The organism is Brevibacillus ginsengisoli, from assembly GCF_050113715.1.
Taxonomy (GTDB): Bacteria; Bacillota; Bacilli; order Brevibacillales; family Brevibacillaceae; genus Brevibacillus_H; species Brevibacillus_H ginsengisoli.
On the sequence record NZ_JBNJQR010000003.1, the window covers coordinates 144,232 to 168,144 of the forward strand.

23 protein-coding genes and 1 riboswitch are annotated in these 23,913 nt (G+C 44.5%); of the genes, 14 read left to right on the forward strand and 9 right to left on the reverse strand.

Translation table 11 applies throughout. The features are described from left to right. Window positions 1-3 precede the first annotated feature (3 nt). Both ACQCN2_RS07820 and ACQCN2_RS07825 read left to right on the forward strand, forming a co-directional pair. Window positions 4-1,227, forward strand: a complete 1,224-nt coding sequence (locus tag ACQCN2_RS07820; RefSeq protein ID WP_426928330.1) for an RtcB family protein — start codon at window positions 4-6, stop codon at window positions 1,225-1,227. Between the two features lie 234 nt (window positions 1,228-1,461). Then, window positions 1,462-2,811 carry a S8 family peptidase gene (locus ACQCN2_RS07825; protein WP_426928331.1) on the forward strand — a complete coding sequence of 450 codons (1,350 nt, stop codon included), beginning with the start codon at window positions 1,462-1,464 and terminating at the stop codon, window positions 2,809-2,811. A gap of 189 nt (window positions 2,812-3,000) precedes the next feature. Here ACQCN2_RS07825 and ACQCN2_RS07830 read toward each other — a convergent pair whose 3' ends face one another. The 3 genes from ACQCN2_RS07830 to ACQCN2_RS07840 all read right to left on the reverse strand — a co-directional run bounded on the left by ACQCN2_RS07830 (window position 3,001) and on the right by ACQCN2_RS07840 (window position 6,439). Then, window positions 3,001-4,362: a PFL family protein gene (locus tag ACQCN2_RS07830; RefSeq protein ID WP_426928332.1), complete on the reverse strand. Its 1,362-nt coding sequence runs from the start codon at window positions 4,360-4,362 to the stop codon at window positions 3,001-3,003. A 15-nt stretch (window positions 4,363-4,377) separates the two neighbouring features. Next, the gene (locus ACQCN2_RS07835) at window positions 4,378-4,653 is read right to left on the reverse strand and encodes an ACT domain-containing protein (RefSeq protein ID WP_426928333.1); all 276 of its coding nucleotides are present in this window, start codon (window positions 4,651-4,653) and stop codon (window positions 4,378-4,380) included. Between the two features lie 89 nt (window positions 4,654-4,742). Beyond that, window positions 4,743-4,820, reverse strand: a riboswitch (glycine riboswitch). 233 nt (window positions 4,821-5,053) lie between these two features. Next, window positions 5,054-6,439 (reverse strand): MFS transporter, encoded by a 1,386-nt coding sequence (locus tag ACQCN2_RS07840; protein ID WP_426928334.1) that lies wholly within the window; start codon window positions 6,437-6,439, stop codon window positions 5,054-5,056. A gap of 112 nt (window positions 6,440-6,551) precedes the next feature. On the opposite strand from ACQCN2_RS07840, the gene ACQCN2_RS07845 reads away from it, so the two are divergent. From ACQCN2_RS07845 to ACQCN2_RS07870, 6 genes are all read left to right on the forward strand, one after another. Then, a complete protein-coding gene (locus tag ACQCN2_RS07845) occupies window positions 6,552-7,439 on the forward strand; it encodes a LysR family transcriptional regulator (RefSeq protein WP_426928335.1) in 888 nt (295 codons plus the stop codon). A 241-nt stretch (window positions 7,440-7,680) separates the two neighbouring features. Continuing rightward, complete coding sequence (locus tag ACQCN2_RS07850) at window positions 7,681-8,739, forward strand: PD-(D/E)XK nuclease family protein (protein WP_426928336.1); 1,059 nt, start codon at window positions 7,681-7,683, stop codon at window positions 8,737-8,739. Between the two features lie 313 nt (window positions 8,740-9,052). Further along, window positions 9,053-9,730, forward strand: a complete 678-nt coding sequence (locus ACQCN2_RS07855) for an outer membrane protein assembly factor BamB family protein (protein WP_426928337.1) — start codon at window positions 9,053-9,055, stop codon at window positions 9,728-9,730. A gap of 75 nt (window positions 9,731-9,805) precedes the next feature. Beyond that, window positions 9,806-10,594 (forward strand): barstar family protein, encoded by a 789-nt coding sequence (locus ACQCN2_RS07860; protein ID WP_426928338.1) that lies wholly within the window; start codon window positions 9,806-9,808, stop codon window positions 10,592-10,594. Between the two features lie 235 nt (window positions 10,595-10,829). Beyond that, a complete protein-coding gene (locus ACQCN2_RS07865) occupies window positions 10,830-11,762 on the forward strand; it encodes a manganese-dependent inorganic pyrophosphatase (RefSeq protein WP_426928339.1) in 933 nt (310 codons plus the stop codon). Window positions 11,763-11,885: 123 nt separating this feature from the next. Then, a complete protein-coding gene (locus ACQCN2_RS07870; protein WP_426928340.1) occupies window positions 11,886-12,464 on the forward strand; it encodes a GNAT family N-acetyltransferase in 579 nt (192 codons plus the stop codon). Between the two features lie 35 nt (window positions 12,465-12,499). Here the strand turns inward: ACQCN2_RS07870 and ACQCN2_RS07875 are convergent, their stop codons facing one another. Next, window positions 12,500-13,258 carry an alpha/beta hydrolase gene (locus ACQCN2_RS07875; protein ID WP_426928341.1) on the reverse strand — a complete coding sequence of 253 codons (759 nt, stop codon included), beginning with the start codon at window positions 13,256-13,258 and terminating at the stop codon, window positions 12,500-12,502. A 70-nt stretch (window positions 13,259-13,328) separates the two neighbouring features. On the opposite strand from ACQCN2_RS07875, the gene ACQCN2_RS07880 reads away from it, so the two are divergent. Then, window positions 13,329-13,520, forward strand: a complete 192-nt coding sequence (locus tag ACQCN2_RS07880; RefSeq protein WP_426928660.1) for a histidine phosphatase family protein — start codon at window positions 13,329-13,331, stop codon at window positions 13,518-13,520. Here the strand turns inward: ACQCN2_RS07880 and lepB are convergent. Both lepB and ACQCN2_RS07890 read right to left on the reverse strand, forming a co-directional pair. Beyond that, window positions 13,432-13,983 (reverse strand): signal peptidase I, encoded by a 552-nt coding sequence (gene lepB, locus ACQCN2_RS07885; protein WP_426928342.1) that lies wholly within the window; start codon window positions 13,981-13,983, stop codon window positions 13,432-13,434. The genes ACQCN2_RS07880 and lepB overlap by 89 nt on opposite strands. Window positions 13,984-14,093: 110 nt before the next feature. After that, entirely contained in the window at window positions 14,094-14,654 is a 561-nt protein-coding gene (locus ACQCN2_RS07890) for a hypothetical protein (RefSeq protein WP_426928343.1), read from the reverse strand. Between the two features lie 126 nt (window positions 14,655-14,780). Between ACQCN2_RS07890 and ACQCN2_RS07895 the strand changes: the two genes are divergently transcribed. After that, entirely contained in the window at window positions 14,781-15,254 is a 474-nt protein-coding gene (locus ACQCN2_RS07895; protein ID WP_426928344.1) for an NUDIX hydrolase, read from the forward strand. A gap of 343 nt (window positions 15,255-15,597) precedes the next feature. Here the strand turns inward: ACQCN2_RS07895 and ACQCN2_RS07900 are convergent, their stop codons facing one another. The 3 genes from ACQCN2_RS07900 to ACQCN2_RS07910 all read right to left on the reverse strand — a co-directional run bounded on the left by ACQCN2_RS07900 (window position 15,598) and on the right by ACQCN2_RS07910 (window position 18,400). Continuing rightward, window positions 15,598-15,912, reverse strand: a complete 315-nt coding sequence (locus tag ACQCN2_RS07900; RefSeq protein ID WP_426928345.1) for a DUF3870 domain-containing protein — start codon at window positions 15,910-15,912, stop codon at window positions 15,598-15,600. 94 nt (window positions 15,913-16,006) lie between these two features. Beyond that, window positions 16,007-17,197, reverse strand: a complete 1,191-nt coding sequence (locus ACQCN2_RS07905) for an acyl-CoA dehydrogenase family protein (protein WP_426928661.1) — start codon at window positions 17,195-17,197, stop codon at window positions 16,007-16,009. A gap of 15 nt (window positions 17,198-17,212) precedes the next feature. Beyond that, window positions 17,213-18,400, reverse strand: coding sequence for a CaiB/BaiF CoA transferase family protein (locus tag ACQCN2_RS07910; RefSeq protein WP_426928346.1), 1,188 nt, complete (start codon window positions 18,398-18,400; stop codon window positions 17,213-17,215). Between the two features lie 329 nt (window positions 18,401-18,729). On the opposite strand from ACQCN2_RS07910, the gene ACQCN2_RS07915 reads away from it, so the two are divergent. The 4 genes from ACQCN2_RS07915 (at window position 18,730) to ACQCN2_RS07930 (ending at window position 23,837) form a co-directional block, all read left to right on the forward strand. Further along, entirely contained in the window at window positions 18,730-19,023 is a 294-nt protein-coding gene (locus tag ACQCN2_RS07915; protein ID WP_426928347.1) for an SAV0927 family protein, read from the forward strand. A 30-nt stretch (window positions 19,024-19,053) separates the two neighbouring features. Beyond that, the gene (locus ACQCN2_RS07920) at window positions 19,054-20,778 is read left to right on the forward strand and encodes a methyl-accepting chemotaxis protein (RefSeq protein WP_426928662.1); all 1,725 of its coding nucleotides are present in this window, start codon (window positions 19,054-19,056) and stop codon (window positions 20,776-20,778) included. Between the two features lie 161 nt (window positions 20,779-20,939). Continuing rightward, window positions 20,940-22,409, forward strand: a complete 1,470-nt coding sequence (locus tag ACQCN2_RS07925) for an aldehyde dehydrogenase family protein (protein ID WP_426928348.1) — start codon at window positions 20,940-20,942, stop codon at window positions 22,407-22,409. Window positions 22,410-22,454: 45 nt separating this feature from the next. Then, window positions 22,455-23,837 (forward strand): putrescine aminotransferase, encoded by a 1,383-nt coding sequence (locus ACQCN2_RS07930; RefSeq protein ID WP_426928349.1) that lies wholly within the window; start codon window positions 22,455-22,457, stop codon window positions 23,835-23,837. Window positions 23,838-23,913 lie beyond the last annotated feature (76 nt).

Genomic DNA, 23,913 nt, shown 5'->3' on the forward strand with positions numbered 1-23,913 from the left:
AATATGTTTCAAACAATACAAAATGTAAAAGTATGGGGAGAACCGCTTGATAACGCTGTATCGCAAGCTGTTACCTGCTCGCAGCATGGAAATGTCGTGCAAGTTTTATTGATGGCCGATCATCATAAGGGATATTCACAGCCGGTTGGTGGTGTGGTGGTTTATGATGGACAGATTTCGCCATCTGGGGTTGGTTATGATATCGCCTGTGGGAATAAGGCTGTTCGCACAAATCTGCAATATCAGGATATTCAAGATCAAATTCCCGCCATTATGGATGAAGTAGCCAAGAAGATTGCATTTGGAATGGGTCGAGTGAATAACGAGAAGGTGGAGCATGAGCTCTTTGACGATGAAGATTGGCATGTGTACAAACAAATCGGCAATAAAGAGCACGATTCTCTAAAAGCTCTAGCTCGTAATCAGTTGGGGACGGTTGGGAGCGGCAATCACTTTGTGGATCTTTTTGTGGAGGAAGCGACGGGTGTTGTATGGATAGCCAATCATTTTGGAAGCCGTGGATTCGGACATAAAACAGCAAGCGGATTTTTGAATCTGGCCCATGGTCGCAGGTTTTCCGATAAAGCTCCTGGTGAAAGCATGGATCAAGCTCCTACGCTGTTCGATCTGGATAGTGAACTAGGAGAAATGTATTTTAAAGCAATGGCCTTGGCGGGGAAATATGCGTATGCTGGTCGAGACTATGTAATCAACCAGGTTTTGCATATAGTAGGAGCTGACTCCACCTTTGAAGTTCATAATCATCATAATTTTGCGTGGAAAGAAATGCACGACGGGAAAGAACGGGTTGTCGTCAGAAAAGGAGCAACACCTTCCGCACCTGGGCAATTAGGCTTCATTGGCGGGAGCATGGGAGACATTTCGGTGATTGTGAGAGGAAAAGAATCGCAGGAAAATAAAGAGGCATTCTATAGCACTGTACATGGAGCAGGGCGAATCATGAGTCGTACCGAAGCCGCAGGTAAACTCAACTGGAAGACCCGCACTCGTACCGGCGGGAAAATCACGCTTGAACAAATGCATCAATCGATCAAAGAGTTCGGAGTTGAACTTCGGGGCGCTGGTACAGATGAAAGCCCATTTGTCTACAAACGGTTATCCGACGTTCTAGAAGCCCATAAGGAAACACTAGATGTCTTGCATGTGTTGAAGCCAATTGGTGTTTGTATGGCTGGTGCAGACGAGTTTGATCCTTATAAAGATTAAGAGAAACTGAAAAATGCTAGGCAAAGAGTTTCTCTCGGAAATAACAACTATAATCTGTGTACAGGGAAGTTACTCAGAAGAGAGCAGAGACCATCTGCTCTCTTTCTATTAAATATCAATTGTAAAATATTGACATAATTCATACTTAATTGTCGCACTGTTCTGTATTGTTAGAATATAAGAATTTGATTATGATTATTATCGATCAAAACTTTTTTGGGAGGGGCTGAACGAATGAAGAAAACTGCTTGTTTACTCATGGCATTATCTCTAGGAATTACAACATTAACTGGGCTGCCTATTAGTAAAAGTTTCGCGAGTTCCGAGAAGACCTATCTTGTTCTTTTCAAAGATGATTCCAATCTGCCAAAGGAATACCAAAAAGTCATTAAACAAGCGGGTGGCAACGTAAAAAAGGAACTGAAGAAACTGGGTGCAGTTGAGGTAACGACTGATAATCCCAACTTCCTCGAAGAAATCAAAGACTCAAATTTAGTCCAAGATGTCGGAGTTGAAAACCGGATTCAGCAGGAAAAAGCTGTAGATGTAGAAGCTTTTGATGAGGAGTCCATCTCTTCTAAGGGACATGACCTGTACAATAAATACCAATGGGATATCAAGCAAGTGACCGATAATGGTGAGTCTTGGAATCTTCCAGGAGGAGATGGCAAATCTTCGGACGGTCAAGATATTGTGATCGGGATTATTGATACAGGTATCGACTATACTCACCCTGATATTAAGGCCAACTATCTGTATGGCAAATCCTTTGTCCCAGGCATAGATGACGCGATGGATGAAGATGGTCATGGTACTCACGTGGCAGGATCGATCGCGGCGAATGGTCGGGTAATGGGAATCGGGCCAAATCTTAAACTGGCCGCTTACCGTGTATTCGGACCAACAGGTGATGCAGCTACGGCAGATATTGCCGCCGCACTGATGGAAGCGGGTAACGATAATGTCGATGTGGTTAACATGTCATTGGGCGGATATGATTGGTACCAGGATCCGGAACTTGCCACAAAAGATGTTGTTGCGGATGTGAGGCTTTTTAATCGAGCCATTACATATGCGATTAAAAAGGGTGTAACAGTTGTTGGTTCCGCTGGTAATGCCAACCTCGATCTTTCGAGTCCTGGACAAATCAGTAAGGGCAATGGGGGCAACGGTGCCACTCATCGTAGCCCGAGCAATCAGCAATTAATTCGTGTTGCCTCAAATGGTGAAGCAAAAAATCGCGCCTACTACTCCAATTATGGTGTAGGAAAAATTGACGTAACAGCCCCTGGCGGAGATTATGGATTAGCATGGCTTGAAACTGGTGACAAATCTTTGCGTGATCCATATAAACGTTGCTTGTCCACAGTTCCCGGTGGCTATGCATGGTATATTGGAACATCTATGGCTTCTCCTAAAACAACAGCTATGGCGGGCGTAATTATTGCACAACATGGAAAAGATAAACTTTCACCAGCACAAGTGAAGCACATTATTCAATCTACCGCGATCGATATTAATAAACCGGGATACGATGAAGATTCCGGCTTTGGGCTCATCAACGCCGTCAATGCACTCAAGTAGTGTAATTGACCCAATCAAGTAATTTATCTGCATATGGCTAGAGGGTGTCCTCTCTCAGTAGTTTTAACTACTGTGGGGACACCCTCTCTTTTGAGTTGATTTCATGAAACTAATGCAGCGCTAAGCTCATTCAATCATTATCGCTTCACGCTTCGGAATGCTGGGGGTCTTTTTCACCAGCATAAGATTCTAGTTAATCAAGGACTGCAACGGAGCGGGGATACGTCCACCGCGGCGAATGAATGCTTCAGAACCGAACGGATTCACCTGAATCACGGGAGCTCGGCCGAGGAGCCCGCCAAACTCGACCATTTCGCCTTCTTTTTTGCCTGGTACCGGAATAACGCGTACAGCGGTTGTTTTCTTGTTGATCATTCCGATAGCGGCTTCGTCCGCGATCATCGCCGATAAGGTGGCTGCTGAGACATCTCCGGGCAGGGCAATCATATCCAGACCAACGGAGCAGACACAGGTCATAGCCTCCAGCTTCGGCAGGGTTAGCGATTTGTCGAGAACCCCGCGGATCATCCCGTTGTCCTCGCTTACCGGAATGAACGCACCGCTTAAGCCCCCCACATAAGAGCTTGCCATCGCGCCACCTTTTTTGACCGCATCGTTCATGAGGGCTAGCGCAGCGATTGTTCCATGTGTCCCGACACGCTCAAGCCCGATCTCTTCCAGGATGTCAGCCACACTGTCATTAATCGCGTTGGTAGGAGCAAGTGACAAGTCCATGATGCCGAACGGGATACCGAGTCTTTCTGCTACGATCCGTCCGATCAGCTCGCCGGCACGTGTAATTTTGAATGCTGTTTTCTTGATAATGTCGGATACCTGTCCCAGATCTGCGTTGGGGTAGCGCTTGAGTGCGCTCAGCACCACACCAGGACCGCTAACTCCTACATTGATGACCGCTTCACCCTCGCCTGAACCGTGGAAAGCGCCGGCCATAAACGGGTTGTCCTCAACTGGGTTGCAGAAAACCACCAATTTGGCACAGGCAATCCCGTTCTGATCCTTGGTTCTTTCGGCAGCGTCTTTGAGAATAATACCCATCTGGCGAACCGCATCCATGTTGATACCGCTTCTTGTGGTAGCAATCGAGACGGAGGAGCAGACACGGTTGGTTACGCTCAGCGCTTCAGGCAAAGCGTCAAGCAAAGTCTGATCAGCCTTGGTTATTCCCTTATGCACGAGCGCAGAGAATCCTCCAATAAAATCAACGCCAAGATTCAATGCGGCGCGATCCAGTGTTTTAGCTAGTTCGACCGCTTGTTGGACGGTGGCTTTTCCGATGATTTCTGCGATAGGTGTTATCGAGATCCGTTTATTTATAATTGGGATCCCGAACTCCTTTTCCACCTGTTCGGCTACTTCTTTGAGGTTTTTCGCATAATGAGTAATTTTTTCATAGACTCGTCGATTCATTTTGTCAAAATCGGAATCGGCACAGTCACGCAGGTTGATCCCCATGGTAACTGTACGAATGTCCAGATTTTCCATCTTCACCATGCGAATGGTTTCTAGCATTTCATCTATTGCGATATTCATTTGTTCTCCTCCTCTCTATACCCGATGCATGGCCTGAAAGATTTCTTCAAGCTGAATATTGATTTCCAGTCCAAGTTCTTGCCCAAGTTGATCGAACTCATTTTGCAGTGAAGTCACATTTGCGACGTCCGATACATCGACCAGCATCATCATCGTGAAGAACTCTTGCAAGATCGTTTGGCTGATATCGAGAATATTAATCTGATGGGAAGCCAGAACATTCGTTACTCTAGCAATAATGCCTACCTGATCTTTGCCGATTACACTGACAACTGCACGTCTCTTTTTCATTTGTTCCACTCCTGTTTTTTTGTCTAAAAAATAAAAAAAAGATTGGATTCCTCCAATCTCGACGGGCAGTAGAATAATAAACCTAGGTAGGTTAATCTTCTGTCCTTTTGCCTGAGATTGTGAATCCTTCGGCGTCGCATGACTGCGATCTCTCCAGAAGCTGCTCCCGTTGTAGTGTCATCCACAACGATCATCGCGCGCTATTTATTGAATTAAAGAGATTGTAACGAGATATCCATGGCGCGTCAAGATAGATTCGCCGCATAAATTGGAGATCACTTGTTCAATCCTTCTAGTAATTGATTCTAGCAGATTATGAATGAAGATTGTTTGAATAGTTTAAGACGATTTATTGGACTATCCCCAAATTGTTCCTCCTTCTAATTTGAACTTGGTGAACCTACGACTCTTCCACTTGCCCTGACTCCCGGCGCCGCCAACTCATGAATACCAAGGACAATGCAATTACCGTGAGGACAGCCCCAAGCAGTTGAAATCCACCCGCGCTAAGCTTATCTCCCATTACGACGCCTAGCAACAAGGAAGAGAAAATCGTTCCGAAGTATCTGGATGTCATAAATAATCCCGATGCTACACCGATCATTTCTTTAGGAGAACTTCTGAACAAAGCCGCTTGCATTCCGACACTGTTTAACCCGTTGCTAATACCGAATGCCGCTAACGCCAAACACACACTGATAACCGGTGAAGTTTGATTCAATGTCACGATCCATACTGCCCCAAGTGTCATCAGCATTCCGGACACGATCAATGCTGGCCTTGGACCTGATTTATCGATCCATCGTCCCGCGATTGGAGAAGCAACGAGCGAGCACAATCCTAAGCTTAACATGAGAATCCCTGTATGGAACTCGCTGATATGACGTACCATTTGCAAGTAAGACGGAAGCCCGAAAAAGACAGAGTAAAAAAGTACGTTAACGAGGATGAACTCGACATTGACCCAAGTTATTGCAGGATATTTTGCGAATGTTCGCAATGGAATAAAGGGTAATTTGGTTTTTAACTCATGTCGTACGAAAGCTCCTAGAATAACAATACCGATCATTCCGACAATGATATTCATCAATGATACATGCCCAGAGGATTTTACCGACAGTAAGCCAACAAGCAGGGCAATCAGACCGACTGTGAAAAGCAGGATTCCTGACACATCTATTAAATTCATCCATTTACGAAAGGACATGTTGCGTGTAACAGATGTTGGCTTTTCGTCCTTAGGAATCATCCTCCAAGCTAATAGAAAGCTCGCCACCACGAAAGGAATATTAACGAAAAAGATAGCTTGCCAATCCCACCAGTGAATCAAAATACCTCCAATAAAAGGGCCAAAGGCTGCTGCTCCGGATTGGAAGACGGCCAAAACAGACAGCGCAGTCGCTTGTTTTTCCGTAATATGAATTCGCACGATGGCCATTCCAACTGAAACCATCATGCTAGTTCCGATGGATTGCACAATGCGGAACACGATAAGCCATCCAAAGTTTGGTGATAGTGGAGCGAATAATGATGCAACGAAGGCTACTACAAGCCCGGTAAGAAATATCTTCTTGCGACCGAATAAATCGCTTGCCTTTCCCATGACAGGCTGAGCGATAGCACTCGCAATGTAGAAGGAAAAGATAATCCAGGAAACAGCGGTAAAGTCAAGTTGGAACGCACCTTGCAACCTGGGAATAGCAATAGAAACCATCGAAGAATTCAATGGGTTTAATAGTATCCCAAGTCCAACGGAAATCATCAACCACCTACTGCGAGCATTCATTTTTGATCCCCCCAAAGTGTCTTGAGGTCATCGTACTTGAGATCAATCATTTATTCAAACGCATTTTAAGTTATAATTACATTGACTTGAGGGAATGAACGGAGGGTGCAAAATGGAACTTCTTCAACTGCAATATTTTCTCGCTGTAGCTCGATTGGAACATATGACCGAAGCTGCACGAAGTCTGCATGTTACTCAATCGTCACTAAGCAAAACGATTCAACGCTTGGAGGAGGATCTAGGTGTCCCACTATTTGATCGAACAGGGAGGAACCTACGATTGAATGAGTTCGGAAGCAGATTCCTTTGCCGTGCACAGAGGGCCTTGTTTGAATTGGAACAGGGGAAGCAGGAGCTTAGCGATTTGTCCAGCCCGGAACACGGCACAATCGAATTGGCGGTGACCAACGCAAGCACTTTGCCCAATATCCTTCGAGAGTTTCGGAAAAAGCATCCCCATACCCAATTTCATGTGCAAATGCTGACCACGCAGGAAATGGTTACGCTTCTTCATCGAGGAGAAGTCGATTATTGCTTGTCCTCACCTCCGATACAAGGGGATGACATTGAATGTCAAATCGTGTTCATCGACCCCATCCTTGTAGCTGTTCCAAAGGGGCATCGGCTGGCAGACCGAAGCAGCGTATCTTTGACAGACCTAAGGGATGAATGGTTTGTCGGTGTAAAAAAAGGCTACTTTACTCGCGATTTGGTAGACACCGTATGCAAGTCGGCTGGATTTGTACCTAAATATGTGTATGAGGGAAATGAGCCCGCAAGGCTAAGCACTCTTGTGGAAGCTGAAATTGGCATTGCTTTCATACCAAGCACAGCCATGAATTCTCGGGAACATATCCATTATCTCCAAGTGGAGGATCACGAATTGGTTCGGGAGATTGCTTTATTGTGGCATAGAAGTCGTTATTTTTCGCGGTCTGCTCGGGACTTCCGTGAGGTCGTTGTGGAATATTTTGAGGCGATATCCAAACAGACCAATTAGCATTCCCCTTCAAGTAAACAGTAAGGGGTGTTGCTTCGTATTGTCTACTTAGAGGGGATACTATCAAGAAGGCTCTTTTTTATCGTTACTCGATTTCATCTTTGTCCATAATTTGAGGATTCGTTATATCATATTTTGCCGTATAATTTGTGAAATTCGGTACTTTTGTCGTGCTATGATACTCATGAATTTGAAACACTTTGAAATGGTAGAACTCTTTATAGAAAGGTGTTTTATTCCATTGAATTCATTATTTAACCGTTTATACTCCCTGATGAGAAAAAGTGAAAACAATGTGTTAGAAGATTATTTAACTGAAATTATTGCGGAGATCTTCGAGAATGAGAAAATTCTTACATTATTTGTTCAGAAGTTTCTTAAACAAAATATCCCAAATCCTACAAACATTGAAGTTTCAACACAGAAAACTTATCCGAAATTAAGTCATCATTCTACAGATAGCCGGCCAGACTTGATCGTAAAATTCAAAGCCATAGATCCATTTGTTATTTTTTTTGAAAATAAAATAGATAGCTACGAGGGAACTGATCAGCTTAGCAGGTATGCGGACCATTTAGCCATGTATAAGAACAATGGTTGCAAAACATTCTTAATATATTTAACTAGACGCCATGATCCTAAGAAGCAGGCAGACATCTTCATTAATGGAGTTACAGCAGAGTTCATCCAAATGAGATGGTATGAGTTGTATAACTGGTTACAGCAGTTTTCGAGCAGTTACATAAAGAAAATATTAGCCTATATGGAGGAGTTAAGGTTGAACGAAACAAGAAGATTTGTACCACAGGATATCTATGCCATTCAACAAATGAGTCGAATCCAATCGATGATGGATGCCTGTCTCGACGGGGTTGTTGACGAGGTAATGAACAAATATTTTGGCAGACCAATCGGTTGGTCGAACCGAAATGTACAACTTAGGGATTTTAACCGTTACGTAAAATGTAATGATCAGAATAATGGAACTTGGATTGGTTGTGGGTTTTCCTTTCCGGATGCGGTTTACCCCACCGTCAATATTTACTGGGAAGTGAATCCAAACACTCCCTATAGAAACGATGTAATCACTATCATGAAAAGTTTTGTTAGTAATCATAGCGAATGGAAGGAATCCAACTTAGAAGATCCAATTTCATGGGCGAATATATCCCTCGAGGTAAGCCTTCTAAAATTCCTTAATGAAGATGATCATATCAGTGCAATCCAAAAATACATCATTAAAGCCCTTGAGCAGCTTTATACAGTCAAACAGCAATATCCGAATCTAGGTTGGAAATAAACTTCGAGATAACGACAGATACTTTTACTCGATAAACCAACAAGGAAAATTAAATTGGAAAGTTAACCTGAAAGATTATCAAGTTGGGGATGATGGCCTTACTACAATTGTTTCGGGAAGAGATGGTTTCCTTTACGTACTAAATAGTGGGGATTCTTTTGGAGATAGAACTGGAATAATTTCGAAATTTGATAAAAAAGGACAGAACTATTGGGTAAAAAAGGTCCCAAAAATTCAATGGTTATTCAATGATTTAATAGATATTGACCAAATAGGGAACGTTACCACATTATCCGATGATGGAATCATTCAAATGGACAATCAAGGAGAAGTGCGTTGGATCAATAAAAATATTCAACGAATAACAGAAACAAAACTTTCAACGTCTATCTGGTATCAAACGAACGTTAAAAGAATCGTCTGTGATCATGAGGGAAATGTATATATTGCCACGGACGATCAATTATTTAAAACGGATAGCAAAGGCAACATAATCTGGAGTAAAAACATAAAATTATACGATGATCAAATTTATCTTACCCAAACCGGGTTGGTCATTCTTCCAAACGATAAAGCCATTATCATGCTAAATGGGAGTAATGGAGCCGAAGTTAAGCAACAGCAAGTGAATTTATCAGAAATTGGGGTACCAACTGATGGGAAAAACGGAATCTATTTAAATTATGGAACATTTGGGTTGATGAATATTGATATAAATGGAAAAGTAAAATGGAGATATCTAACGGGTGATTCTCAGTATTACTATTTGGATAATATCGTATCCGATCCATTAGGAAACGTTTACTTCGCCAATACAGCTGGTAATATATATTCTCTAGACGCAAACGACCACGAAAGATTTATTTTAGTAAGGAAAAATGCTATTCAAACATCTTCCTCAATCGTAGTAGGTAAAAATGGTGTTATTTACGTCTATACAGAGAATATAGGCATTATTGCCATTGGCCCTAAAGAAATCCAGAAAAAATGAAGATGTTATATTTGCCTCTTGACCATTGATCAAGAGGTTTTGTCATCGAATTACTGTAATTTGGTGGTGATTACAATGGATATTGGATTTGAAGCGAAAGTATGCCACATTGGTTTTTCCATTGGTTACTTTACAAAAGAGTACATCATTTCGTGGTCTGACAAAGTGATTAGCACTCTTGAGGTTCCTGAAATTCCTGATAATATTTTCGATCTTTCTATGGCTAAAAAGACCGAGGATATTTCTGGATTGCTAACAAGTTTAATAAGCCTGGATACTAACGAGGATGAAGCACTAAAAACGATAGTCGGGATGATTTGCCTTAATTATCGGGATCAACAATTAAGTCTGTATGAGACTTGTGAATTGCTATATAGATTATCAAACTACGTGGATTCTGATCATGTGTGGAATACCTACTTATATGACATTACTGGTAGGCTTGAAATAGCTTTGGATGGTTATGGGGATGTAGAAGTCTCATTAGTGAAAATTGAAAGATTCTTAGTTGAGCACGAAGGGTTTTCAACGCATTTCGACCCGACATTTGTTCCAACCAGACCATTGATTAAAGAATTTAAACCAAAGATGGAACACGTAATTATTGATGTATCCAAAGTATTTTCCGCGTTCGATCTGCAATTACGATTAAAAAATGAATTGGATTTTCCAGATTTCTATGGTATGAACTGGAATGCATTTTGGGACGCAATTACCGGTATGGTTAAAATGCCCCAAAAACTAACGATTTCAGGTTGGAGCGTACTAATGAAGAGACTTCCAGACGAGTCTAAAATGTTAGAGGACCTTTTATTGAAGTATAAAGCTCAATACAATCATAATTTTAAAGTGAGTTTGGAATAGAACAATAATGAGATATATCTATTCCATGTATATTCACATGATAGTTTTACTTATAGTTGCCAACCAGAGTAATCCAATCCGCAAAACTTTAAACCTATAAATCGGATACGAATTAACGGGATTCCACATTTTTAGTTTTAAAAACCCCTCACAACACGCTATACTGGTTAATGGGAATATCATGGTTTTCATGGTATCATTTTATATCGCAAACTAACGAGTAAGGGGTATTCATATGGAAAAAACATTGATTTTCGGTCATAAAAATCCGGACACTGATTCAATTTGTTCCGCACTTGTCTATGCGGATCTCAAAACCAAATTGGGAGCGAATGTTGAGCCTGTTCGTCTGGGCAGCGTGAGCAATGAAACACAATATGCGCTGGACTACTTCAAGGCTGAAGCGCCTCGCCAAGTAGAGACAGTGGCAAACGAAGCAAACGACGTGATTCTGGTTGACCACAATGAGCGCCAGCAAAGTGCGAATGATATCGAGAAAGTGCGCGTAGTGGAAGTAATCGACCATCACCGTATCGCGAACTTCGAAACAAGCCATCCGTTGTACTACCGCGCTGAGCCAGTTGGCTGCACAACAACGATCTTGAAAAAAATGTACAAGGAAAACGGCGTAGAAATCCCGAAACAAATCGCTGGACTAATGCTGTCTGCGATTATTTCTGACACGCTTCTTTTGAAATCCCCAACTTGCACCGAGCAAGATGTGGCAGCGGCGCGCGAATTGGCTGAAATCGCTGGAGTGGATTTGGAAACCTACGGCTTGGAGATGCTAAAAGCGGGTGCGGATCTTAGCGATAAATCCATCGCTGAACTGGTTTCTCTTGATGCGAAAGAATTCCAAATGGGCAATTACAAAGCGGAAATCGCTCAAGTGAACGCAGTAGACCTGAACGACGTGCTTGGTCGTCAGGCAGAGCTCGAGGCAACTCTTAATAAGATCATCGCGGATAAAGGATTGGATTTGTTCTTGTTCGTCGTGACTGACATCATTAATAGCGACTCTGTTGGTATTGCGCTCGGAAGCCAAACCCAAGCGGTTGAGAAAGCATTTAACGTTACTTTGGTAGACAACAAGGCCGTTCTCAAAGGCGTTGTTTCTCGTAAAAAACAAATCGTTCCAGTTTTGACCGATACGTTTAACAATCTGTAGGCGAACCGAGAAGAGACACATCGTTCACCATGAAGGCTGCCAGAATTTTATTGGCGGCCTTTTTTAATGCAGCTACGGCATTGCAATCGCTGAGTTTTCTAATTTAGTAGCTAGGGGGCAACCATGCACAAAAAGATTTATACGGAAACCAAAAGACTTGTGCTAAGGCAAGTTGAGACGGAAGATGTAGAGGCTTTTCATCGGTATCGTTCAAATCCAAATATCGCAAAATTCCAATCTTGGGAGAACTACCAATATGAACAGGCGGCAAAATTTATTGAGGAACAAGCTTCTAATACACCCAATGTACCTGGAGCTTGGTTTCAATACGCCGTTGCCCTGAAAGAAGGTCAACTCCTAATTGGAGACTGTGCGGTTCATACTCTTCAGCTCGACCCCAGAGTTGTAGAGATTGGTTTTACGCTCGCTCCTGAGTATCAGGGACGTGGATTAGCTACAGAAGCAGTAATAGGTTTGTTGGACTATCTTTTCGAGAAACTCCAAAAGCATAAAGTGATCGCCCACGTGAACGTTGCCAACACCTCATCAATTCGTTTGCTCGAACGAATCGGGATGAGAAGGGAGGCACACTTTCTGGAGAACTACTTCATAAAGGGCCAGTGGGTAGATGAATACCTCTATGCCATCTTAGAACGGGAATGGTTGTCACACGGTCAAAGTATAACGGGAGAGCATAAGTAGTCGAATGGTTGGCGGCTCTTTTTTGTTTTTAGGTTTTACTGTGGAAGATAGGTCACGAACCAGCTATTAACAAGTTCAATTACCTGACCAAACTGATCCAAAAAGCTGTGATTCGCTCCGTCAATCACAACAAGCTGCGATTCACTTGAGAGGAATCGCATCCCTCGATTGGATCTTTCGCAGAGGAGACGCTCTTCTTCATCATTGTTGCCGTGAATGATGAGGACGGGGCAGGTAACGCGTTGAAGGAGCTCCTTTTGATTGACGAGTTCGAAATCAAGCAGCATTTGCTGGTCGATCTTAATCTGACGGCGCATTCCTTCGGTGCGAATTACGGTAATCATTCCGGTCTCCTGAAGTTCCCTCAGCTGTTCCTGATTGAACTGTTCCTCCCACTTGTAGTACATAGCAGCTGTTAATGCCCCTGAGACCACGATCGTAGCAATCTCAGGAGAATAGCACGTAAGGCAGATCAGGCTGCCTAGACTGTGACCGTAAAGCCCAATCTGTTGATAACCTAATGATTGCGCGAACCGAATCGCAGCCCGTAAATCATCTACCCATTTCTTAGTGGTTAGAGAGTCATCATCGCTCTCTCCACAACCGCTGAAATCAAACGCAAGCGCATCAAAGCCCGATCGGTTAAACGCTTCAGCCAGGCGCGGAAACCTGCCCTTGGATAACCGGTCTGATGTAAAGCCGTGGGCCATGATGATGATCGACTTGGAAGAAGCTGAATAGAGTGTGCCCACTAGGGTTTTTGCTCGTGTATTGGAGAAGGTGACTCGCGACAAGGGTTTGTTCACTCCGTTCTATTTGTGAATCATTTTCCCGATGATACAAAAAGAACCAAAGCTTCAGAAAATGAGCTTTGGTTCTTGGGAAGGTATGAGCTATGAAGAAATTATGAGGTCTTGTCCAGAGGAATACGTTAATTCCTGGAGCAAGCCTCATCTATACCGCCCAATCAAAACAGCTTCTTGCCCATCACGTGATCGAGAGGGATATACCCGAGCTCTCGACTATCGCGACTGTTGTTCCGATTGTCTCCCATGACGAAGATGCTATTCTCTGGAACGACCCATTTGGAATCGGAGACAAAATCCATGGTTTCCTTTGTATAAGGTTCTTGAAGTTCCACTCCGTTACGGATCACATGATGATTTTTAAACTCCAGCACATCACCCGGTTTGCCAATGACGCGTTTGACATAGAAGGTGTGCTCGCCTGATTTGGCGGAGAACATGCTGATGAACGGATTATCGAGAAGATCGTCTTTGAACGTCCGTTTCCGATCAATTCGACTGTCGATAATTACGATATCTCCATAGTCAGGAAGATAAGAAAACGTATGTGAGAGTTTGGAGACAAGAATATGCTCCTGATCATACAAGGTCGGGTCCATGGAATGACCTTCAACTTTAAATGGTTGAAACACAAATATACTAATACAGATCGCTAACACGATTGCAAATCCTAACGTTTTTGTCCAATCCCATACTACTTTCGCTGCACTCATTTGAGACCGCCTTTCCAACGAAGTTGTCCATATCATTCCTCTATACAATAAATGCTCCGTCCTCAGTTGACAACACCTTATTATATAGAAGGCATGGTTTAACAGAGTAGTTAGTCAGGGAAATCGCGTCTAGTTCTGGGGAGAAAGCCTGTCACAAGTAGGGTTCCGATCATGGTCAGTATGTACAGATGATACGACATACTCATGAGGGTTCTTTGCGTATAAGGAGTTTTTCCTGCACCTAGCGCTTCCAAATCTTCCTTTGCTTCCGATAAAAGTGCTGTTCGAGAGCAAGAGGTCGTGACAAGTCCCTCTTGGACACGATTCATAGTGTTCTCATTGGCGTATACCAGATAGGTCGCCCCTTTTGTGAATGAGTATCCGCAATCACCGCCACCGTCTCCCATACTGGTTGAGACTGCTACCTGTGAATAATTTACGCCTTTCCACGCATGGTTCACCTCAAACAATACCTGATAGCCCTTTGGTACTTGTGTAATTTCTTTAACGGTTCCTGTAAAGACAGCTTCTGAGTTCTGGAGCGCTTTAGATGGGGGAGGATGCGGTGCGCAGGAACAGGAAAAGACAGGCGGTGAGAGGATGAGGAAAGCGGCTGTAAAGAATAACAAGGAAACAAAGATTTTGGAGAAGTGCTGATTGATCAAGGCCATTCACCGTCCTGTAGTTAACAAAATTCCCATTCTCACCAATCGACGAACTCCAAAAGTTATATGATGCAGTATATACCATAAATTACCATACAAAAAATATGATTTGTCAAGAAAAAGGAGAACTTCATGAAAATTAGGAAAGCGGCCAGGCTTCTGGTATTAGACACCCAAAATCGTCTTCTTCTGTTCAAAATCAAAGACCCCTTCAATCCGGAGACGGGCGAATTTTGGGTCACTCCTGGTGGAGGTTTGGATGAGGGAGAAAGCTTTGAAGAAGCGGCCTTACGAGAACTGTGGGAAGAGACGGGTATACGTGACGTCCACATCGGTCCGTGGATTTGGACAAGGGAAGCCCAATTCCTATGGGAAGATGAGAGGATTCAGGCCCACGAACGATATTTTGTGGCACGAGTCAATACCACAGAGGTTACACTAAAGAATTTCACGGCTTTGGAAAAAGAAAGCTATCGCGAGCACAAGTGGTGGAAGGTAGGGGAATTAGCCGTAACGAACGACCTGATCATTCCCAACAAGCTAGCAGAGCTGTCCCTTCCGGTGATTACTGGTTCTCTTCCTGATGAACCACTAGACATTGCGTGAAAAAAGAAAATGCACCAAATCTTGGTGCACTTCAAGAAAAACGGCCAGTATTTATTTTAATATCGGAAAGTTTAATTGCTTTACAGTGGTAAAGTAATTAAACTTATCCTTTCGCGTAAGCCCACCAAGAAAAGACATCGTCCGCTTGCAGCCTCCTTGGAAGTGATACTTAGCGAAAGAACGGAGAAAGGGATAAGAGTCGTCACCCAACCCCTTTAGGGGCGCGAAGCGTTTGGCGACTCCCTTTCATAGTGAAAGAGCGGACTTTATTTCTTCCCTGCGAACTTTCACAGAGCGACGTTTCAGTCCCCCGATGAGAGGGGAAAAGGGACGAAGTCTTTTCTTAATTCTGATGGGTAAATTGCTCGTATTGGCTATAGATATCTTTTACCGCTGCGATTAACGCATTGACGGCTCTGCCTCGGTAATACTGGTGCAAATCATGAATAATCTCATCCATATCCTCTTTTAGGCTGTGTCCACGCAGTAGATTTCCAACAAAATCACGCCCTTGTTGAGTTGCCAGCGTACAGGATGCCGTGAGAATCACACCGTATTTGGGTTCAATCTCAACAGTAATCGTTAATGTCTCATAGACGCTAGTGGCGGCCATTCCTTGAGGGAGTCTGGCATGTCCGGCAAAAAAATAAGTATTCATGTTTGCATAAGCCCCCATTTCGGCAAAAGAGTATAATCCAACAATACCGTAAAGGGGAGGAGATGAAAACAAGGAAGAGCAATAATTTACCAAATTATTCGAACGGCCAGGAAGGAAGCATGTTGGAAATTGGTTTATCTGTACGGTATCCAAGCGCATATTCCGCTTGCATAATCGTGTGGATTTCTCTTGTTCCTTCATAAATAACAGGTGCTTTCGCGTTGCGGAGGAAACGTTCTACAGGATATTCGCTGGAGTAGCCGTATGCCCCGTGAATTTGGACAGCGTCATTGGCTGCCTCGAATGCCGCGTCGCATGCAAACCATTTCGCCAATGAGGTTTCACGCGTATTGCGTTTTCCTTCATTTTTTAAGCAGCCTGAACGGAATACAAGTAAACGAGAGATATCCAAATTCGCAGCCATTTTGGCGATCATCTGTTGAACCAGTTGGTGTTTACCGATCTCTTTGCCGAACGTATAGCGTTCGTGGCAGTATTGAATGCTCGCCTCAAGAGAAGCGTTGATTGTCCCGCAAGCGCCCGCCGCTACAGTAAATCGGCCGTTATCTAAGGCTGCCATAGCGATGGCAAAGCCTTCTCCTTCTTTCCCCAAAAGGTTTTCGGCAGGGACGCGAACTTCGTCGAGGAAGACTTCGCCTGTATTGCCAGCTCGGATTCCCAGTTTTCCTTTGATTGCCTTGGTGCTGACGCCAGGGTAGGTTCGCTCGACGATGAAGCAGCTAATCCCTTTATGCTTGGCTTCCTTGTCAGTCTTGGCAAAAATCAGGAAGTGATCAGCGACGTCACATAGCGAGATCCAGGTCTTGGAACCATTCAGAATATACTCATCGCCCACTTTGCGAGCCGTTGTTTGCATGGCGGCAACATCGGAGCCAGCATTGGGTTCAGTTAAGCCAAAAGCGCCGATTTTATGACCTTGGGCTTGCGGGATCAGGTATTTTTCTTTTTGAAACTCATTTCCCCATTGCAAGAGAGTCATACTGTTTAGCCCCGTATGAACGGATACGGCTGTTCGGAAAGATGTGTCCCCACGCTCCAACTCATCACACACAATGGCCAGCGTATTGTAATCCATGCCTGCACCGCCGTATTTCTCAGGAATGCAGACACCCATCAAGCCCAGATCGCTTAAAGAGGTAAGGATTCCTTTTTCAAAATGTCCTTTGGCATCCCACTCACCGATGTAAGGGATGATTTCTTTGTCTGTAAAGGAGCGTACCATCTTTCTCACTTCTGATTGTTCGCGGGTTTCTTCAAAATTCATCATTGAATATACCTCCTAAATGGTTTGGTTTTCTTTTAATTCCTTAATTTGTTGGTGGCGGTAGCCGAGTTGAAGCAGAATTTCTTCGGTATGCTCGCCATGCAAGGGAGGGTGCCGTTTCATTTCTACCGGAGTTCTGGATAGTTTGAGCGGGCTGCCAACCAATGTGACCGTGTCTGCTGTCGGATGTGGAAGTGTCACAAGCATATCCCGAGCGGTTACCGTAGGATCGGTCAAAGCCTGTTGCAAGTTGTTAATCGGCCCGCAGGGTATTGTCGCCTGTTGCAAGAGAGGTAGCCATTCTTTAGCTGGCTTGGTCTGTAACCTGCTGCTGATGATCTGCACCAGTTCTTCTCGGTGCTCCACTCGTTTTGGATTGGTGCGAAATCGATCATCTTCAGCCAGCAGAGGCAGTTCCAACAGATGCGCCAGATTGCCGAATTGCGAGTCGTTGCCAACCGCGATGACGATACTCTGGTCTTGGGTAGGAAATACCTGATAGGGAACGATGTTGGGGTGCTGATTGCCAAGAGCGGAAGGAATTTTTCCCGTCACCAAATAATTGCTGGCTACGTTCACTAGAGCGGACAATTGAGAATCAAATAGAGAAATATCCACATGCTGTCCAAGCCCTGAGTGATTGCGCTCCTGGATGGCGGCCAGAATACCAATGGTGGTATAAAGCCCAGTAAGAACATCTGCGATGGCAACACCTACTTTTAGCGGGCCAGAGGATGGGCTGCCGGTAATGCTCATGAGACCTGACATCGCCTGAATAATGAAATCGTATCCGGGATGATCGCTATATGGCCCTGTTTGCCCAAATCCGCTGATGGAGGCCAGAATAATCCGGGGATTTATTGATTTTAAAACCTCGTAGCCAAGCCCCATCTTGTCTAACGTTCCGGCTTTAAAATTCTGCACCACGACGTCCGAGCCAGGAAGCAAATCTTTAATAATGGATTGACCTGACTTTGATTTCAAGTCGACGGTGATCGCCCGTTTATTCCGATTGGCGCATAGAAAATAAGCACTCTCTCCTCCTGTGTAAGGTGGCCCCCAGCTGCGGGTCTCGTCTTCAGCAAGCGGATGCTCCACTTTGATGACTTCTGCGCCCAGATCACCAAGAATCATGGTGCAGAAAGGCCCGGCCAAGACTCGGCTGAGATCCAGTACGGTGATCCCTTCTAATGCTTTAGCCACACAATCCCTCCTAACTTTTAAGAAACGATAAATAAAAAAGCCAGCTAAACCACATGAAAGAACATGAGGCTTATCTGGCATGCAACCCGCGAACAGTCTCCTGGCATGGAAGATCTAACGGGTATAGGCAGTCGATATGAACGTTGCGTTAGAAGTAATTTTTAACTGTTGATTGAAAATTGTCAATAGTTTATTTTTTGCATAATCAATTCATTGTTGCATAACAACAAAATGAAACTCTTAAGGATTCCCCGAATTTCCTAGAGAATCGATTGGCATGGATATTGCTCCTCACTTTATGACAGACATTGACAAAGGGGCGAATAAACATGGAATTTGACTACTTGTATGACGAGATTGAGAGACCGTTTACCCGGTTCGTATCGTATGTGGCAAAGAAGAAACGGTATGATTTTGTGCTAATGTACACACAGCACTTTGAAGGAAAGTGCATGGTTATGTCTTTGCAAACGATGAGAATGGTGATGCTCTCCTCTGATGATATTCCCTTGGGAGAAACCTGGGTGAAACAATTGGATATTGCGGAAGAAGATAGAGAGATTGTGACAGATTTCTTTCGTATAGCACTCTCAGGCAGTCAGAAAGGTTTTGTACAATATTAAGTTTACGGGTGGGGAACGGTTTTGAGAACGATGGGCATCGCCAAAAAAATAATCATTTGTACAGCGATAATCCTCTTCCTGTTTACCATGGCTTATGGCTTTGTTAGCTTTAAGGGAATTCAAATGACTGTAGAACAAAGTGTGGGCAAAACAGCCATCTTACTGGCTCAAAATGTAGCCAAGCAATTGAATGTCAAGGACTACGAACAATTTCTGGAAAATCCGCAGGAAGGTGAACTTTACTGGAAGCTGCGCCAATCTCTCGACGAGTATAGGGTGACGTTGGGAGCGCTCTATGTTTACACACTGCAAGTTGACCAGGATCAGTTGAAAATCTTGATAGACGGCCAACCCAAAACTTCTCATGTAGCCTCGCCGATTGGGGAAGCAGTGACGTCTCCGACACGGGAGGAAGTAAGTCCAATACTTCAGGGAGGTACCATTAGCACGAGGATGATTGATGACCCGAAGTACGGACACTATCTCTCCGCTTTCGTTCCAATCCGCAACCAAGACGGCTCTGTCATCGGAATTCTGGGAATGGATATTGAAGCGAATCATGTCTATGCCGTAGGCAAACAAGTGATGATGGAACAGCTGCCACAATTGATCGCCATAACGGCTGTGCTTGTAACGATGGCCTTGACCTTCCTCGTTCTATTTATCCGTCGAATGATTCAGCCGCTTCACCAACTGAAAGAGTCTGCGCAAAATATAGCGTCCGGTGATTTGAGAATGATCGTAAGACGAGAAGCAGATCCTGCCTCTCAAGATGAAGTTGTGGCGTTGTCACAGGCTTTTCACCTGATGGTCGCTGATTTGCAGCATCTCATTAACCAAGTGAAAATGACCTCTTCTGAAGTAGCCAAAGCCTCTGTGGAACTATCGGCAAGCGCAAGTGACCATACACAAGCGGCAATGGAGATTGCAAGTTCGACGGTTGAATTGACCAAGGGAGCTGAGTCCCAGCTTGAGACGGTCGTTCAAGTAGCCAAGTGGATGGAGCAACAAAAAGTTGAAGCAAAGACGATGAGAGTCAAAGGTGAAGTGATGAGTGAACGAGCTACTGACGCGGTTCGAATCTCTCAAATCGGCAGGATGACGGTCGAGGATGTCGTTTCACAAATGAATGAACTCAGTGAGACAGTAGAAGAGACAGAGAAAAGAATCGCCAGTTTACATGAACACTCTAAGGAGATTGAAGCGATTGTTGGTTTTATCACCTATATCGCCAGTCAAACCAACCTTCTTGCTCTTAATGCCGCGATCGAATCCGCTCGTGCCGGAGAACATGGACACGGATTTGCGGTAGTAGCGGGAGAAGTGCGTAAATTGGCGGAACAAGCAGCAGCTTCAGCCAGCCAAATTGCCCAGCTTACCGAGGTCATTCAACGTGAATCGAGAAAAGCGGAAGAAATTATGCAGCAAGGAGCAATACAGGTTAAACAAGGTCTGGACAAAACGAATCGAGTTCACCAAGTTTTCCAGCAGATTCAGGAGAATGTCATCATCTTTCAGGGAAAATCGCATGAAGTATCTACTACCCTGCAAGAATTAGAACAGAGTAGGTATCAGGTCGTAGAGGCGGTCAATGTAGTGGCCCAAGAGGCGGAGTTGGCAGCCAAGCTAAGTGGGCAGAACGCGGCTTCAACGGAAGAACAGTTTGCCTCTATGAGTGAAATCCAGGATTTTGCTCATTCCCTTGCCGAATTGGCTGAAGAGTTGGAAAACACCTTAACCAAGTTTCGTTTATGATCTATGCAAAAATGAATAATCTATTCGAATTTGAATAATAAGTATCAAAGGCAACAGTAGAGTTTACCTAATGATTGTCGAACGAATAACTATTTTTGGGTTGGCATGAAGATTGCTTATAACAAAAGTGAGATATTCCTAAGCGAAGGAGTGACAATTCAATGGAACTCAAGATGCATGTAGATGGTGAATGGGTAAACGCTTTGTCGAAAGAAACACGTCCCGTAATCAACCCGGCGAATGGAGAGGTAATCGCACACGCCGCGGAAGGCGGAGTGGAAGATGCGAAGAAAGCGATTCAAGCAGCAAGGGTCGCTTTTGACAGCGGAGTATGGTCCGGAATTCCAGCTGCAGAGCGGGCCTCTTATCTGTTTGCGATAGCGAATAAGTTGGAAGAAAAAGCAGAAGAGCTTGCCCAGTTGGAAACACAGGACAATGGCAAACCACTTCGTGAAACAAAGTTTGATGTGAGTGATGCAGTCGCTTGTTTTCGCTATTATGCAGGATTGACTACCAAGCCGGATGGGCAAACCTATCACGTGGCTGACCCAATGCAAGCCATGGTTGTGAGAGAGCCGGTAGGCGTTTGCGGACTGATCACACCATGGAATTATCCGCTGCTTATGTCCGTTTGGAAAATTGCACCCGCCCTCGCTGCTGGGAATACCATTGTTTTCAAACCGTCTGAGGTAACTCCAGTAACAGCTGTCAAACTATTTGAAATCATCGAAGAAGTAGGAGTGCCGAAGGGTGTGGCCAACCTGGTGATGGGTCCAGGGGCGACAGTGGGGAATGAAATCGCCGAGAGCCATCTGGTGGATATGGTGGCTTTTACAGGGGGAACAGTGACTGGCCGAAGCATTATGCGGGCGGCAGCAGGCAACATTAAGAAAATTTCTTTGGAACTGGGTGGCAAATCCCCCAACATCGTCTTTGCCGATGCTGATTTTGAAACCGCTGTCGATTATGCCTTATTCGCGATCTTTGCCAATTCTGGTCAGGTTTGTTCCGCTGGTTCACGCCTGCTTCTTGAAGAGAGCATTCATGACCGCTTTATCGAGAGATTGGTGGAGAGAGCTCGTAAAATTCGCGTAGGTTTCGGCAATGACCCAGCTACTGAAATGGGTCCACTCGTAAGCCAAGCGCACTTGGAGAAGGTTCTCCACTACATTGAAGTAGGTAAGTCTGACGGAGCGACACTTGCCTGCGGAGGAAATCGCATTACGGCCAACGGCTTAGATCAAGGATACTTCGTGGAGCCAACCATCTTTACGAATACGACACCGGATATGCGCATTGTTCAGGAAGAGGTTTTTGGACCAGTACTTGCCATTCAGAAGTTCTCTACCGAAGAGGAAGCGGTCGAGTTGGCGAACGGTACGGTGTATGGTCTCGCTGGGGGAGTATTTACCCAAGATGGGGCTAAAGCCCTTCGCGTGATCAAAAAATTACGCGCAGGTATCACATGGATCAACAGCTACCATCCAACCTACAACGAAGCGCCTTGGGGCGGGTACAAGCAAAGCGGAATTGGCCGTAATTTAGGAACCTTTGGATTTGATGAATTCACTGAAGTGAAGCAAATCAATATTAATTTGCAAGTGGAACCAATTGGGTGGTTTGAAAACTAGAAGTCATCACGATCATTCATTCAGGTAAATAGGGAGGATATAACTATGACAACAGTTACTCGCAAAGATCAAAATGAATTGGTAGAGAAGTTTGCCAGTGTATATGAATACACCAATAAAGTCTTGAACCTCATTGAAAAAGAAGATATCACCAAAGAAGAAGCGGAATGGGTAACCCGCCAGACCGTGGATAACTTCCGTGATCATGTGAATCCAGGATTTCTTGCTTATCGCAAATCGGTAACCAAGGATGGCCAATTCGCCTCGGTTGAGTGGAAAGATTCTGGCCCGAACTGCTTTATGGACGTGAATGGCAAAGAGTATATTGACTGCTTAGGCGGATTTGGGATTTATAACGTAGGCCATCGCCATCCCAAGGTAGTTCAAGCGGTTATTAATCAATTGAACCGTCAAGCCCTGCACAGCCAAGACCTGCTGGATCCTCTCCGCGCTATGTTGGCCAAAATTCTTGCCGACATAACACCGGGAGATTTGAAATATTCGTTCTTTGCCAACAGCGGTACCGAGGCAGTGGAAGCGGCTCTGAAGATGGCCAAGATGTACAGTGACCGCACGACCTTTATTGCGACGACACGCGCCTTCCATGGTAAAAGCTTGGGATCGCTCTCTGGTACAGCCAAGGGTGTGTTCCGCAAACCATTCCTGCCGATGATTCCAGGATTCAAGCATGTCCATTTTGGCGATATTGAGATGCTCCGCAAAACGATGGAATGCTGCGCAATGGTTGGCGAAGAAGTAGCGGCTGTGCTTGTTGAACCGATTCAAGGGGAAGGTGGCGTAATCGTTCCGCCAGACAACTACCTGAAACAAGTGCGTGAGCTTTGTGATGAATTTGGAGCGCTGCTCATTTTTGATGAAGTGCAGACCGGTATGGGACGTACAGGAAAAATGTTCTGTGCGGAGCATTACGACGTTGTGCCTGATATTATCTGCTTGGCTAAAGCCTTTGGCGGCGGTATCATGCCAGCTGGTGCGGTTGTGGCGAAAGAAGAAGTTTTCAAAAGCTTTTTCCCTAACCCATTCATGCATACGACCACGTTTGGCGGAAATCCACTCGCGTGTGCGGCGGCTATTGCAACGATCAATGTGCTCATTGAGGAGAACCTTCCTGCCAGAGCAGAAGAACTGGGAGACTATTTGATGAAAGGCCTGCGTGAGGTAGCGGCTGATTATCCGGATAAAGTAATGGAAATTCGCGGCAAAGGTCTATTGATCGGTATTGAATTCCATAATGATGAGATTGGCTATGAAGTGTCCAAAGGAATGTTTGACAATGGCGTGCTGGTAGCAGGAACGTTGATCAATGCCAAGACGATCCGCATTGAACCACCACTTACGATCACATATGAACTAGCTGATGAGGTCATTCAAGTATTCCGTAAAGCGCTTGATTTGGTAGAGTTATAAAATCATTGAAAAAAGAAGGCTGACTCTTCTAAATCGGCCTTCTTTTTCCACTTTTTATTCAATTTTGCATTATACT

Bases quoted from the DNA above. Each gene is read 5' to 3' on its own strand.
- ACQCN2_RS07820 (WP_426928330.1), top strand. From the start codon at position 4: ATGTTTCAAACAATACAAAATGTAAAAGTATGGGGAGAACCGCTTGAT.
- ACQCN2_RS07825 (WP_426928331.1), top strand. From the start codon at position 1,462: ATGAAGAAAACTGCTTGTTTACTCATGGCATTATCTCTAGGAATTACA.
- ACQCN2_RS07830 (WP_426928332.1), bottom strand. From the start codon at position 4,362: ATGAATATCGCAATAGATGAAATGCTAGAAACCATTCGCATGGTGAAG.
- ACQCN2_RS07835 (WP_426928333.1), bottom strand. From the start codon at position 4,653: ATGAAAAAGAGACGTGCAGTTGTCAGTGTAATCGGCAAAGATCAGGTA.
- ACQCN2_RS07840 (WP_426928334.1), bottom strand. From the start codon at position 6,439: ATGAATGCTCGCAGTAGGTGGTTGATGATTTCCGTTGGACTTGGGATA.
- ACQCN2_RS07845 (WP_426928335.1), top strand. From the start codon at position 6,552: ATGGAACTTCTTCAACTGCAATATTTTCTCGCTGTAGCTCGATTGGAA.
- ACQCN2_RS07855 (WP_426928337.1), top strand. From the start codon at position 9,053: ATGGACAATCAAGGAGAAGTGCGTTGGATCAATAAAAATATTCAACGA.
- ACQCN2_RS07860 (WP_426928338.1), top strand. From the start codon at position 9,806: ATGGATATTGGATTTGAAGCGAAAGTATGCCACATTGGTTTTTCCATT.
- ACQCN2_RS07865 (WP_426928339.1), top strand. From the start codon at position 10,830: ATGGAAAAAACATTGATTTTCGGTCATAAAAATCCGGACACTGATTCA.
- ACQCN2_RS07870 (WP_426928340.1), top strand. From the start codon at position 11,886: ATGCACAAAAAGATTTATACGGAAACCAAAAGACTTGTGCTAAGGCAA.
- ACQCN2_RS07880 (WP_426928660.1), top strand. From the start codon at position 13,329: ATGAGCTTTGGTTCTTGGGAAGGTATGAGCTATGAAGAAATTATGAGG.
- lepB (WP_426928342.1), bottom strand. From the start codon at position 13,983: ATGAGTGCAGCGAAAGTAGTATGGGATTGGACAAAAACGTTAGGATTT.
- ACQCN2_RS07890 (WP_426928343.1), bottom strand. From the start codon at position 14,654: ATGGCCTTGATCAATCAGCACTTCTCCAAAATCTTTGTTTCCTTGTTA.
- ACQCN2_RS07895 (WP_426928344.1), top strand. From the start codon at position 14,781: ATGAAAATTAGGAAAGCGGCCAGGCTTCTGGTATTAGACACCCAAAAT.
- ACQCN2_RS07900 (WP_426928345.1), bottom strand. From the start codon at position 15,912: ATGAATACTTATTTTTTTGCCGGACATGCCAGACTCCCTCAAGGAATG.
- ACQCN2_RS07905 (WP_426928661.1), bottom strand. From the start codon at position 17,197: ATGAATTTTGAAGAAACCCGCGAACAATCAGAAGTGAGAAAGATGGTA.
- ACQCN2_RS07915 (WP_426928347.1), top strand. From the start codon at position 18,730: ATGGAATTTGACTACTTGTATGACGAGATTGAGAGACCGTTTACCCGG.
- ACQCN2_RS07920 (WP_426928662.1), top strand. From the start codon at position 19,054: ATGGGCATCGCCAAAAAAATAATCATTTGTACAGCGATAATCCTCTTC.
- ACQCN2_RS07925 (WP_426928348.1), top strand. From the start codon at position 20,940: ATGGAACTCAAGATGCATGTAGATGGTGAATGGGTAAACGCTTTGTCG.
- ACQCN2_RS07930 (WP_426928349.1), top strand. From the start codon at position 22,455: ATGACAACAGTTACTCGCAAAGATCAAAATGAATTGGTAGAGAAGTTT.